Here is a 14,319-nt window from a genome sequence, read left to right as displayed (position 1 = left end):
AATGTCATCTAAAGAATAAAAAAATAATTTAGTCGCCTGCCAAGTTTTTTCACATACGTTCGAAAAGGCAGATGCGTAAAAAAATCGACAGCTCCATAGTGGCTTTATCGATTTTTTTATTGACTTAATGATTTGACATGGAGGTTAACTGTTTATGAAGTTTCCTGAATTACAAGAACACATTAAGAAGTTTATGAATAATGAAAATTATATGAAATACTTTAGAGCATTTGCAGTTCATAACATTGAATATGATCCGCATTATGTAAAAAGTGTTATGGAGTATCTTTTAGATATTTCAAGAAAGCTTAACTATGAATTAGCAGAGCATTGGTGCTTAATATATATTGGATGGTGTGAACAACTTGAATGTAATTTTGAAAAGGCAATAAAATTGCATTTAATGTCAAAAGAATATTTTGAAAAAATTAAAGAACTAGAGGGTGTTAGTGTAACATGTAATGCACTACTTGTTGACTATTTAAAAATAGGGCAATTTGATTTAGCTATAATTAATGCATTAAGAGGAGCTGACATTGCAAGAAAGTTAGGAAATAAGAAATTATCTATAGTATTACTACTTAATATATCATATGCATATGTTGACTCGTATAATTATGATGAAGCTATTAACACACTCAAAAAGCTTAAAGCATATAAAAGTGAATTTAATTTTAAACATGAAATATTAATGTGTACGATTTTAGCAGAATGTTCACTGTCTATAAATGACTTAGAAAGAGCATTTAATTATTCGACATTTGCATTAAAAATTATAGAAAAGAATAAGACTAAAATGTATAAGGTAGAATTATTATCTATAATTGCAGATATTTTATATAGAAAGAATGAAGAATGTGAAGCAATAAAATTATTTGAAGAATCATTAGAAATTCTTAAACAAGATGATAATTATTTAAGAGCAAAAATATTAATAAGATGGGGACAGTGCAATTTATATAATGAAAATTATATTTTAGCAGAAAAAAAATTTTTAGAATGTCTTAATTTATTAGAAGAAACAAATTTTATTACTTTAAAATCACAGGTTTATAAAGAATTAAGTAGTATCTATGAAAAGTTAGGAAAATATAAAGAAGCATTTGAAGCAATGAAAGATTATGATAAGTATGAAAAAAGAGTATATGATTTACACAGCAGTAGCTGGTTTAGCATTTTTAAATATAGGAATTTAGAAGAGAAAGCAAATGTATATAGAGAATTATATAATAAGATAGAGCGTATTTCAGAATTAGGAAAAGAAATAATTTCGATATTAGATATAGATAAATTACTATATACTATTTATATTGAGGTTAAAAAGCTAATTGATACTGATATATTTGGAATTGCTTTATTTGATGAAGAAAAAAGTATATTAGAATATAAATTGTTTATAGAAAATGGTGACGTTAAAAATTTATGTTCTATTTCTCTTGACGATAAAAATAGTTTTGGCGTGTACTGTTTTAAAAGTAAAAAAGAAATTTTAATTAACAATATTGAAAATGAACATATTAAGTATGTAAGAAAATTTAATGTTAATAAATACAAGAAAGTTCCGTACTCAATACTATATATTCCTATAATTATTAAAAATAAATCCATAGGTGTTATAAGTGTTCAAAGTTATAGAAAAAATGCGTATACAAGAAATGAGTTAAATGAACTAAAAATCTTGTCATCTTATATAGCCATTGCACTTCAAAATGGTAAAATATTTAATGCAGTTGAGCATTTTGCAAAGTATGATTCATTAACAGGAATGCTTAATAGAAATGTTATATTAACTCAAGGAGAGGACATTTTAAATAATAGATTGGAAACAAAAGATAAGTTTTCTATAATAATGATTGATGTTGATTATTTCAAGAAAATAAATGATAACTATGGTCATGATATAGGTGATATTGTTTTAAGAGATGTTAGTGCAATAATAAAAAGTGAAATTAGAAATACGGACTCTTTAGGAAGATATGGTGGAGAAGAATTTTTGGTATTATTACCAAATATAAATTTAGAAGAAGCTAAAAAAATTGCGGATAGAATTAGGAAGAGTGTAGAAAATTATAAATATTATTATTTAACTAGTAAAAAACATAATCGTGTTACATTAAGTCTTGGTGTTTATGAATTCAATAAAGATGAATTTGATTTTTTTGAAGGTGTAAAAAAGGCAGATAAAGCACTATATATGGCAAAATCTTTAGGCAGAAATATGGCAATTGAATATTCAGGATAAATTAAAAAATTATTTTTTTATGAGCTGTTATACTTANNTAAGTATAACAGCTCATAAATTTTTGCTTTGAAATTATGTTATGTTTTAGTATAGTGTTGAGTTAATAATATTGGCAATAAGTAAGATAGTTATATCATTTGTGATTTTTTTTTCATAATATAAAATTAAAAAGTAGTTCTTTTTAATTGAGGTGCTTAATTTTGAAAGAGAGATTTTCATATTTAAAGAAAATATTAAGTAAAATATGTTTAGGAGATAAATGTTTAATTATATTTATGATAATTATATTTATTCATGTAACATTTGATCTATTTATAGGTGGTAATGGAATAAATTCTGAAGAGACAGTAAATGCAATAGATATAATAGTAAGGACTACTATTGCATCTATATTCGGATATTTTATAAGTTCAAATTTTGTGAAAAATAAAAAAGAAATTTTAGATGAAAAAGAAAGTAATAAATGCTATTTAGAGAATAAAAACAGTAATAAAGCTTATTTGAATGATAATAAGAAGTTAATTATAAATAATAATAATGAACATTTAGATGGTGAAAATAAGCAGAACCGTGCAAGTGAAGAACAAATTATTATTGTTTTCATAATTGGATTAGCTTCTATGATACTATTACTTTTGGTAAGAGATTTCATACAAGTTTCTAATCCGGATATTCCCATAATATCTCAATTAAGAGATATTGTTTGTGGCTGTGTGGGATTTTTGTTAGGATGTCCTTCAAATCACAAGTAAAGTTTGTTATGATTATATTATAAAATATTACTATTTAGTAATTTAAATATTAAATAGTAATATTTTAGAAAGAAAGTTTACAAGATGGAGGATAATAATGAAAAATGTGCTTTTGAGAAAGGTATTGGCATCAGTATTGACAGCAACTACTATAATAACATTTATACCTATTAAGGCATCGGCAACGTGGACAAAAGATTATTTAGGAAATTGGAATTGGATGGAAAATGGACATAATGCAATTGGCTGGAAAAATATAAATGGAAATTGGTATTATTTTGATTATAGCGGAGTAATGAGGACTGGTTGGATAAATGATTGGGGCTATTGGTATTATGCTGATTCTAACGGTGTAATGCAAAATGGAATAGTTGAAATAGATGGCAAAATTTATGCATTTGATGATAGAGGTATTATGCAAAAAGGAAATGTATCTATAAATGGTCAGAGTTATAAATTCAATAATCAAGGTTATGCAATAGGAGATAAAATTCCGGCACCTATTAAGACTTTTGATAATGGAAATAATTTATTACCATATGGATCTAAGCCAGCATACTCTAATTCAGGAGATTCATCAAGTGATTCTGATTCAGAAGATGAAATTTTTAAGGATGTTGAAACAATAAAAGTTAGATATAAAGTTACTTTTAATACTGATGGTGGAAGTAGCGTTTCAGCTATAACTAATATAAAATCAGGAAAAACGATAGACTTACCAAAGGAACCTACAAAGGATGGTTATAAATTTGATGGTTGGTATAAAGATGATGACTTTGATAAGGAGTTTACAGAAGATACTAAAATAAGATCTAATATGAAAGTATATGCAAAATGGATTAAAGAAGGCTCATCTGATAATTCTAGTTCAGGAGATTCATCTTCTTCAAATAGTAATTCTGTAATTGTAAATAATGTACAAGTAACTGTAGGTGAGAATGAATCGGATATTGGTAATGTTAAAGTAAGTGCAAAGGCAACTAATTATGCTGGATTAACTGAGGCAACCATTGATTTAATAGACAAAAAGACTGATGAGGTTAAGAAAACTCAAAATCTTAACATAGGTGGAAGTGGTTATATAAAATTCACATTCACAGGCATTGAAAAAGGAACATATTATGCAAAGGTAACAGTTGGAAAAGTAAATTCTAATTCATCTGAGTTTATTATATTATCAAAGGACGAAGTAGCGAGTAGTGATGTTATAAAAGATATGAATGAACTTAGATTACAAGATATAAGTTTAGTAACAGATGATTTAAGTTTACCTACAAAGGGATCACACGGTAGCGTTATTACTTGGAAGTCATCAGATTCAAATATAATAGATGCTACTACAGGTAAAGTAAATAGAATAAACGGTGCTGGAACAGAAGTAGTTAAATTAACAGCGACTATATCTAAAGGGAATTCTACTCCAGTAACCAAGGATTTTAATGCTTATGTAAAGAAATTTGATATGAAGTTAGGTGAGGCAGTTGAAAAAATAAATAGTGCCTCAAAAGCTGGAACTAATGAAGAGGAAAAGATATTATCTATTAAAAATCAATTAACTACAAGTTGTATGGTATCAATTGGTGTAAATGAATCTCAATACAATAAGTATAATGAGCTAAATTTGTCATCTAAGCCTGATAAAGAGCAAACTTATCAATTAGAAGTTGCAAAATCAATTTATGATGATTTAAATTCTAATAATTATATATCAGGAAATATTGATATTAATAACCTTACTAATGTGAATAAAAAAGAACTTGAGAATGAAGCAATGGGTATTGCTAGAATGTTTGATAGAGCTGTCACTGAACAAGCTAGATTGAAGAAAGAAAAAGAAGATTCGGAAATACAAAAAGAAGCGTTAGAAGTTAAGCAAAAGGAATTAAAAGAATTAATAGCTAAATATCAAGATGAAGAAGACAGTGGTAAATTAAATTCAGATAAATTTACATCATTAAGTTGGACAAATTATAAATCTGCTATGGAACAAGCTAAAAATTCTCTTACAAGTGGATACATTGCTAGTATAGAAAATGCAATAAAGACATTAAGTAGGTCACATGAAAATTTAGTAGGTGCGTACTTAGTAACAATAACTCTTTATAGAGATGGAAAAGCAGAAGAAAATATTTGGAGTGAATTTGAAGGTGATGTAAGTTTACAAAAGGGAAGTTCAACTCCTATAAAAACAGATTTTGCAAAAAATGGTGCAAGAAAAGTAGCTGTAACTAGCGGTGAGTATAAAGTTTTAGTTGATGGCAGAGATACAGGGAAAATAGTAAGTGTAACTGATAAACCAGAGGATGATGTTAAATTGTATTATTATACTGTAAGTTATTCTATAGTAGGATCAGATTCTATTAGTGGTGAAGTTATCAGTGCTAAATATGATGGACAAGATATTAAATCAGGAGATATATTACTTGGTGGAAAAGAATTGGTCATAAGAGTTAAGGGTATTAGTGATGTTACAAATAGCTTTAAGTATTTATGGAAAGATGCAGCAAGTAATGAAGTATCTAAAATTTCAACTTATGGAGAAGACAAGCTTGAAAACAAAATTAATGTTAAGTGTGAAATTACTCCTAGTGATATACTTATAGATAATTTAATTGCAATTCCTGATGATTCAGGAAATATATCATTTAAATCAAGAATTATCAATAGTGAAAGCAATAAAGCCACTATAGAATTGTTAGAATTAATTAATCTTAATGAGAGTGTTAAGAAAACTATTAATGATGTAGAGTTAGGCAGTGGATATGCAGAAGGCAAATTTACTGATGTAAGTACAGGAATCTATAAAGTAAAAGTTACTGTTAATGGAATATCTAAAACTTCTGATAGAATATATATTAAAAATATAGATCCAAAATTAAAGGGAGCAATAGATGCAATTAATTTAGCTAGGCTTAATGATGAATATGATGATACATTTACTAATACAAGAACAGAACTTGAAAATAATAAAGATTATCTTGAATTAAATTTTGATGGATATGGCAATTTAAGTGATGATAAATACAAAATAGAAGTTGCAAAAGCTGTTTATAATGCAGGAAAAATAAGTGCTTTTGCAGTAGATGAAAGTGGAAAAGCCAGAATTAAAAAAGCATTTAATGATGCACTAACTATTCAATTGTCTGTTAAGGAATTTGATGAATTAAAGCAGAAATTAACAGATGCAATAAATAATGAGTATAGTGATGGAAAAGACAGAAAAACATTAAAATTAATAAGTGATAAAGATACTTATGAAAGTATTATTTGGAATAAATATGAAAGCGCTATTAATAATGCAATAAAAGTAGAATCATCATCAATTCCTAATAGCACTAATTCTAATATAAGCACTCTTACAACTAATATAAATAATGAAATTAAAATGTTAGAGGATGTTAAAATTGCTTTAAAATCAGCAGTTTTACAGGAAGCTGAAATAAAAATAAATCTAGATGGAAAGATGAAAGCTGGAATTACAAGTGTTAAATTAGAGGGGCTGGTATCAAAATCAGCAATAGAAACTTCAACTGGATTTAAAGTATCTGTACCAGATGGAACGTATAAAATATTAATAAATGGATCTGATACTGGAGAAACAATAGTAGTAAGTGGATCTAGTAAGACACATATAATAAATTATTATACTGTAAAATTCAATGTTGAGGCTTCACCATCAATAAAGGCTAGTATTTTATCAACTTATGATGGAAAAACAATATCTAATGGAGCATCTGTAATAGCTAAAGATGGTAAGGAAATGTTATTTAAAATTACAGCTACTAGCAGTAATAATGAAGAGATAACTTATTCATGGAAGAATACAAATAATATTTCAGGTACAAGTTTAGGAAATGAATTTAAGTATTCAATTAATAATGTTTCATCACCAATAGATATTACATGTGAAGTTAAGCCATCAGAAAATAGTGTTATTGAAACAATAAAAGGTTATGTTTCAAATAATAAAAAAGATTCATTAACTATTTCAAAATTAGAAGAAGCGGGATTAACTGAATTAGTTGAAACAAATTTATCTTCTTATAAAGAAGCAATAGCAAAATTAACAACTGATAGTATTAATAAAGTTAAATTACAAGAAATAATTAAACAAGTAAACTCAATAAGTTCTGCAATTCTTATAAAATAAAAGAGTATAGATAATTCTATGTAATTTATATTTTAATTTTAGAAATATTACTGGAAATTTTGATTTCCAGTAATATTTTTTTATCTTTGGTAAATGTTAAAAATATGTGTTTTATATATATCACTCAAATTTCAAATCAACTTCATAGCGTATGCTCGTATGTTTGTCGTATTTTAGATTAAATGGATGGTTTTGTATAGACTGAATTTTTTAGAAATGCTATAATACGAGTGGAATTGACATTGTTATGCTTCTAAAATAACTGCGAAATAATGGTTTTTACGGAGTAGTGGCTAGATAATTAATATTTAGAAAATATATAATTTGAAAAACGGAGGAGCATTATGGCATTAGGAAAGATGTTTGAAAAAACTATAAAACTAGTAGGAACAGTATCTAAGGTTGGTGTTCAATTAGGCGCTGATATAGTAGGAACAGTAGCAGAAAAAATTGATGATGATCCTGATATAAAAATAAGGATTTCAGAGTATGGAGTAAAAAAAGGACAATATATAAAAGCTATCACCACTGAAGTAGCTAGTAAGTCATCAGAGATAGTTGATAGAGCAGTTGACAATAGTATAAATGTACTAAAAGTTGGAAGTGTAATAATAAAAGATGGTATAAGTCAAGTTGCAGAAGGAATAGATTCAAGTATTAAAGGAATGAATAGTTATAATAAGCATACCATGGAGAATAATGGTGATAAAAGCTACTGTGATCCTGCACAGAATCAACCTGATAAAACTGAAACTATATCTATGGAGCATAAAAGAAATGTATCAAAAGAAGAGAAATATAGTGACGTTAAATCAAAGGATATAGGTTATCAAAAAAGTGAAAAGAAAAGCACCTCTGGAGATAGTAGGAGTGAATATGAAGCTAACACTAAAATAAAAAGAAAATATTTAGAAACTACAAGATATTATGGTAATATGAACATTATTGAATTTGAGGATAGGGAGATTCATGAATTGAGTCTAAGTTTAGCAGAAATGTTCCTTAGAAATATGTATGAGAAGGTTGTTGAGGCACTTAAAGTAATTGAGCAAAACAAAGATGATTTAATTTATATAACGGATAACCTTATAGATATCTCATTTAGTATTAATAATGAGGATGATGCAGTAAAATTTGATGAAGCAAGGGACTATTTTTATGCATCCGAATGGCAATGTAGAACAGATACAGTAAAAATAAAAGATATAGATAATTTATGTAGTAAGATAAATCATAGGAATAGAGATTTATCTGATAAGGATATTATTGATTTAACAACAATGTATATAACATTTAGGGATGAAAGTGTATTAAAATACAATAAGTTATTAGATTTTATTGAACTGCAAGAAAAGTATAAGGAAGCATTTAAGGTACCAATAAAATATCTACAAACAAATAATTTAGCGGAAAAGTTTGATGAGATACTTATGAAGGCTTTAGCTAAAACAAAGATAGTTTAGAAGAGGTGTTTAAAATATGGTAATAAAAGTGAAATATAGTCCAAGCCGGTGACAGTCACCGGCTTGGACTTAAATTATTTGGGAAAAAATGTACCCCAGGGGTGCAAATTTTGTGATATAATACTTTAGTCAATATATTGAATGTATTTAGTGTATTTGGACATATTTTAATATAGATAATATTATTAAGAAACAATAAATTTTAAGAATGTTTATAATATAATTAATGAAATTTTAAATTAGGGAGGATTTACTTTTGGCTGATTATATAAAAGAAATTGAAAAGAGAAGAACCTTTGCGATTATTTCCCATCCCGATGCGGGAAAAACTACATTAACAGAAAAGTTCTTATTATACGGAGGAGCTATTAGACTTGCAGGTTCTGTTAAAGCAAGAAAGGCATCTAAACATGCAGTTTCTGACTGGATGGAAATTGAAAAACAAAGAGGTATCTCAGTTACTTCATCTGTTATGCAATTTAACTATGATGATCACTGTATTAACATATTAGATACTCCAGGTCACCAAGACTTCTCAGAAGATACATATAGAACACTTATGGCAGCAGATAGCGCAGTAATGGTTGTAGATGCTGCAAAGGGTATAGAAGATCAAACAAGAAAGTTATTCCATGTTGCTTCTTTAAGAGAAATGCCTATATTTACTTTTGTAAATAAGATGGATAGAGAGGCTAGAGATCCATTTAGTTTACTTGATGATATCGAAAATGAATTAGGAATTAAAACTTATCCAATGAACTGGCCAATTGGTTCTGGTAAGGACTTTAAGGGTGTATATGAAAGAGATAATAATAGAATCATAGCCTTTAATGGAGGAAACCATGGTCAAAATGAAGTTGAAGCCATAGAGGGTTCAGCAGATGATCCTAAGTTTAGAGAAATTTTAGGAGAAGCACTTCATGATAAGTTAATGGAAGATATTGAACTATTAGATATTGCTGGAGATGATTTAGATTTAGAGGCTGTAAGAAGTGGAGAATTAACTCCTGTATTCTTTGGTTCAGCATTAACAAACTTTGGTGTAGAACCATTTTTAGAACATTTCTTAAAAATGACTACATCACCACTTGCAAGAAATTCATCAGAAGGGGTTATTGACCCATTTGAAGATAAATTCTCAGCTTTTGTATTTAAGATTCAAGCTAATATGAATAAAGCTCATAGAGATAGAATTGCATTTATGAGAATTTGTTCAGGTAAGTTTAACAAAGGTGAAGATGTATATCATATGCAAGGCGGAAAGAAGATTAAACTTGCTCAACCTCAACAATTTATGGCTCAAGATAGAGAAATTGTTGAAGAAGCTTATGCAGGAGATATAATTGGGGTATTTGATCCAGGTATATTTTCAATAGGGGATACATTATGTGCTCCATCAAAGAAATTTAAGTTTGAAGGAATCCCAATATTCGCACCAGAACATTTTGCAAGAGTGAGACCAGTTGATACTATGAAGAGAAAACAATTTATAAAAGGTGTAACTCAAATTGCTCAAGAAGGCGCAATACAAGTATTTAAAGAAATTCATATAGGTATGGAAGAAATTATAGTTGGAGTTGTTGGTGTGCTTCAATTTGAAGTTCTAGAATACAGATTAAAGAATGAATATAATGTAGATATTAAAATGGATAGATTAGCTTATAGATATGTAAGATGGATAGAAAATAAAAATATTGATATGGATAAGTTAAACTTAACTTCAGATACTAAGAAGGTTAAAGATTTAAGAGATAGAAACTTACTTATATTCCAAAATGATTGGGGCATAAGCTGGGCTTTAGATCATAATAAAGATGTAATTTTATCTGATGTAGGTAAGAGCGAAGATTAATTAAAATATAATTGTGTTTATATATGCATAAGTAAATTGGACTGAGTAAAATGCTAATTTATTTAAAGCATATATAAACAAATATTAAAAATATAGATAATAATGAAGAATAGTAGCTGACTTAAATGATTTTAGCTACTATTTTTTTATGTACAGGAAATTGTAGGGCTTTTAAAGCTTCATAAGCAGATAAAATATAGTTTTAGAGATGTTTTTAATTGAGAATGACGGTTAAAATTTTATAAATTGATAAAAATATTTATGCATAATTTGATTAAAATGTAAACATATACTATAATATAATGATAAGGCGATAATAAATATTATTTAATAGAGTTTATTATAAAATGTATTTAAAATTAGATTATGTTTTATATTAAGTTGATATTGTAGTCTGGATTTTAAAATAGAGAAATTTATTTTATATTTATAAAAAAGTAAATTTAAATGTTAGAATGTAATTATATTAAAACATAAATATTAGTTTGAAAAGATACATTAAAAATGGAGGGAAATATAATGGGTGTTGCTTTTAAAGATATTAATTTTAATGAATTAGTTAATAAATTAGCTCCTTGCTGTTTGTCAGAAGATGTATGTAGTACATGCACTAAAGAAAAGTGTTTAATCGGATATGGTAAGGAATGTATAAAAGGATGTTTGAAAAATAGAGTCACGTATGTTGAAAATGGATATGGAAATATTCCTGTAATGGATACAAAATTATATGATAAAGATGATGTTATTATTGCTATAGCAGATATACTTAAGAGATGTAAGAGTTGTCAGGAAAATCATTACGATAACTGTATAATTAATGTTTTAAGAAATTGTTATGAGATAAGTTTATTTGGAGAAGGACAAGAATATCAAGGAAGTGCATTTATGTATTTAAATAACTTAAAAAACGTAAATGAAGAAATTGCAGAAAAAATGTTTGCTAAATATAGTGAAAAATAATAAACAGAGAGCTTTTAAAGATGATGTTTTGATTTGGAAACATCATCTTTTTTATTGTAAAAGAAAGTATAGAATTTTTGAAGCTTTAAAGTCTGATAAAATTTAGGTTTAAGCAAATATTAGTTGAGAATCTACTTTATCATATGTATATGTTTACATTGAGAGGTTACATAAATATATGATATAATGGAAAATGTAATATAAAAATACAAAAGGAGAGATGGGATGTTAAAGAAGTATAAAGATACAATATTTCTTAAAAATCTTAAAAAGAAAGTTACTGTATTTACAATAGCAATGATGAGCATTTGCGCACTTACAATAACTTTTTCTAATCATGAAGCACAAGCATATATTTCTAATGGAACAGATCATAATATTGAAATGATATGTCCTTCTACAGCATATTCTTCAGGTAATATGACAGCTAGCGGAATTCCATGTGTAAGAAATCCTCTAGGAATTAGCACAATTTCAGTTGATCCAAGTGTATTTCCTTATGGTTCGATTTTGTATATAGAGGGATATGGTTATGCTGTTGCAGCTGACAGTGGAGCAGCTATAAAAGGAAATAAGATTGATGTATATTTTAACAGTGATGAAGAATGTTGTGAGTGGGGCGTAAGAAATGTAAAAGTTACATGCCTTGGAGATTCTTCAAGAAAATAAAAAATTATAAACATAAAAATGACTGAGAAAATTTTGATTTTTCTTGGTCATTTTATTATATAAAGAGATTACAAACCTTTAAACATTGCCTAATTAAAAGAAAAAATAAAAAAGTTGGGTTATAATAATTTATATATGATTTTATATTAGTATAATTTAAAATATAGAATTAAAAAGAGTGTGTGCATAAAAATATAATTTATTATAGAGTGGTTTAACTTAAAAGTGAACAGGAGATTTTTAATGAAGAGCAGAAAGACAATGGTTGAAGATTCTCACAAAAGAAGTGAGAATTATGGAGTTGAAAAGAAATCGAGTTATTCAAAAAAAATTCTTTCAGGGATAGAATTAGAAAAAATACTAGCTGATAATAAAGAATTAATAGAAATATCAAAGCTATACATTGATATGGTTTTTTCAGCAGTTATGGATAATGAATTTATTATTGTTTTGACTGATAAAAATGGATGCATTTTATATATAAAAGGAGCAGAAGAAAATGCTAGCAAATTAGATTGCATTAATCTTAAAGTCGGTGCATATATGGATGAACAAAATATAGGTACAAATGCAATGGGAACTGCTATTAAAGAAGATGATTGTGTTCAAATAACAGCTAATGAGCACTATATAGAGGGATTACAAAGTTTAACTTGTTCAGCAGCACCAATTCATGATACTGATGGGAAAATAATAGGAACTTTAAATTTAAGTGGCAGAAGTAATATGAAACATCCTCATACTTTAGGATTAGTTGTTTTTGGTGTAAAGGCAATTGAAAATGAATTTGATAATAAGAAAATAAATAATATATTAACTCAAACTTACAATTATATGGAAAGTATTATAGATAACCTAGATAAAGGAATTATGATTGTTGATAAAGATGAGAAGATAGTAAATATTAATAGTTTTGGTGTAGAAATGTTTAATAAGCCTAAGGAATCACTATTGCATGAAAAATTACATTATATTTTACCTAATATGGGCAATATACTTGAAGAATTAGACATAAATAAAAATAATGTGATTAAAGACTTTAAGTTTAAGCATACAAGTAAATATAAGACTAGACTAGAATTTAAAGGAATTAGACATAAGGAAAAAATAATCGGAATGGTTGTGACTATGATAAATGAAAAAGAAGAAAGAGATTTAAAAAATAAATCAGGAGCTTTTTGGACTTTTAATGATATCATAGGTGAAAGCGCTGCCATTGCTAATGTAGTAATTAACAGCAAAATTATTTCGAATAGTCCTTCAACTGTTTTAATTCAGGGGGAAAGCGGAACTGGAAAAGAAGTTTTAGCTCAAGCAATGCATAATTATAGTTTAAGAAGAACTAATAAATTTGTAGCTATAAATTGTGGAGCTATACCTATGAATATAATAGAAAGTGAACTTTTTGGTTATGAAGATGGTACATTTACTGGTGGTAAAAAGGGGGGTAAGCCAGGAAAGTTTGAAGTAGCTAATGGTGGAACTTTATTTTTAGATGAAATAGGTGAAATGCCACTTGATATGCAAGTTAGGCTTTTAAGAGTATTGCAAGAAGGTAGGGTAACTAGGCTTGGTGGAAATAAAGAAATTTCCGTTGATGTTAGAGTAATTGCTGCTACAAATAAAAAGCTAAAAAAAGAAGTTGAAAAAGGTACATTTAGAGAAGATCTTTATTATAGATTATGTGTTATTCCTATAACATTACCTCCATTACGTGAGAGAAAAGGGGATGTTGAAAAGCTTATAGAATATTTTTTAAGAATAAAATCTTTTAAGCTAAATAAAAGAATTCCTGAAATTAATAAAGAATTATATAAGAATTTATTATCATATAATTGGCCAGGAAATATAAGGCAATTAGAAAATTATATTGAAAATATAGTTAATTTAGATGGGATTTTATCATTTGATTTACTAGAAGATAGTGATGATGAAAGAAAAGATATGATTTCTGAAAAAGTTATTGATGAGTGTTGTTATTCAACTTGTGAAACTTTTGAAATTAAAGAAGAAAATTTTAATTTAGAGAAATTAGAAAAGAAAACTATTAAGGAAGCTATAAAATCTTATAATCATAATATGACTAAAGTAGCACAAGCATTGGGAATAAGTAGAAATACATTATACTTAAAAATAAAAAAGTATAATGTGGAATAAACATGTTTGAATAGTGTTGATATATGCATGAGTAAGTGGACTGAGTAATTACACTTAGGAATGCTAAAATGAGT

At 27.1% G+C, this 14,319-nt stretch carries 8 protein-coding genes; all 8 read left to right on the top strand.

Features of this window, described 5'->3' with window-relative positions:
- Positions 1-154 precede the first annotated feature (154 nt).
- The 8 genes from NG918_RS13825 (at position 155) to NG918_RS13790 (ending at position 14,245) form a co-directional block, all read left to right on the top strand.
- Positions 155-2,242 (top strand): GGDEF domain-containing protein, encoded by a 2,088-nt coding sequence (locus NG918_RS13825; RefSeq protein ID WP_252226658.1) that lies wholly within the window; start codon positions 155-157, stop codon positions 2,240-2,242.
- Positions 2,243-2,442: 200 nt separating this feature from the next.
- Positions 2,443-2,994: a hypothetical protein gene (locus NG918_RS13820; protein WP_252211765.1), complete on the top strand. Its 552-nt coding sequence runs from the start codon at positions 2,443-2,445 to the stop codon at positions 2,992-2,994.
- Positions 2,995-3,091: 97 nt separating this feature from the next.
- Complete coding sequence (locus NG918_RS13815) at positions 3,092-7,144, top strand: InlB B-repeat-containing protein (RefSeq protein ID WP_252226655.1); 4,053 nt, start codon at positions 3,092-3,094, stop codon at positions 7,142-7,144.
- Positions 7,145-7,488: 344 nt separating this feature from the next.
- Positions 7,489-8,607 (top strand): hypothetical protein, encoded by a 1,119-nt coding sequence (locus NG918_RS13810; RefSeq protein WP_252226653.1) that lies wholly within the window; start codon positions 7,489-7,491, stop codon positions 8,605-8,607.
- Positions 8,608-8,863: 256 nt separating this feature from the next.
- Complete coding sequence (locus NG918_RS13805; protein WP_252211770.1) at positions 8,864-10,459, top strand: peptide chain release factor 3; 1,596 nt, start codon at positions 8,864-8,866, stop codon at positions 10,457-10,459.
- Between the two features lie 519 nt (positions 10,460-10,978).
- Positions 10,979-11,419: a hypothetical protein gene (locus NG918_RS13800; RefSeq protein ID WP_252211771.1), complete on the top strand. Its 441-nt coding sequence runs from the start codon at positions 10,979-10,981 to the stop codon at positions 11,417-11,419.
- 225 nt (positions 11,420-11,644) lie between these two features.
- Positions 11,645-12,088, top strand: a complete 444-nt coding sequence (locus NG918_RS13795; protein WP_252211772.1) for a 3D domain-containing protein — start codon at positions 11,645-11,647, stop codon at positions 12,086-12,088.
- A gap of 243 nt (positions 12,089-12,331) precedes the next feature.
- Positions 12,332-14,245: a sigma-54-dependent Fis family transcriptional regulator gene (locus NG918_RS13790; RefSeq protein WP_252226646.1), complete on the top strand. Its 1,914-nt coding sequence runs from the start codon at positions 12,332-12,334 to the stop codon at positions 14,243-14,245.
- Positions 14,246-14,319 lie beyond the last annotated feature (74 nt).

This window comes from Clostridium sp. ZBS2 (genome assembly GCF_023845855.1).
Lineage (GTDB): Bacteria > Bacillota > Clostridia > Clostridiales > Clostridiaceae > Clostridium > Clostridium aquiflavi.
This window is presented reverse-complemented; position numbering and strand designations above follow the sequence as displayed.

Coding starts and splice junctions, on each gene's coding strand:
- NG918_RS13825 (WP_252226658.1), top strand. CDS start 155: ATGAAGTTTCCTGAATTACAAGAACACATTAAGAAGTTTATGAATAAT.
- NG918_RS13810 (WP_252226653.1), top strand. CDS start 7,489: ATGGCATTAGGAAAGATGTTTGAAAAAACTATAAAACTAGTAGGAACA.
- NG918_RS13800 (WP_252211771.1), top strand. CDS start 10,979: ATGGGTGTTGCTTTTAAAGATATTAATTTTAATGAATTAGTTAATAAA.
- NG918_RS13795 (WP_252211772.1), top strand. CDS start 11,645: ATGTTAAAGAAGTATAAAGATACAATATTTCTTAAAAATCTTAAAAAG.
- NG918_RS13790 (WP_252226646.1), top strand. CDS start 12,332: ATGAAGAGCAGAAAGACAATGGTTGAAGATTCTCACAAAAGAAGTGAG.
- NG918_RS13815 (WP_252226655.1), top strand. CDS start 3,092: ATGAAAAATGTGCTTTTGAGAAAGGTATTGGCATCAGTATTGACAGCA.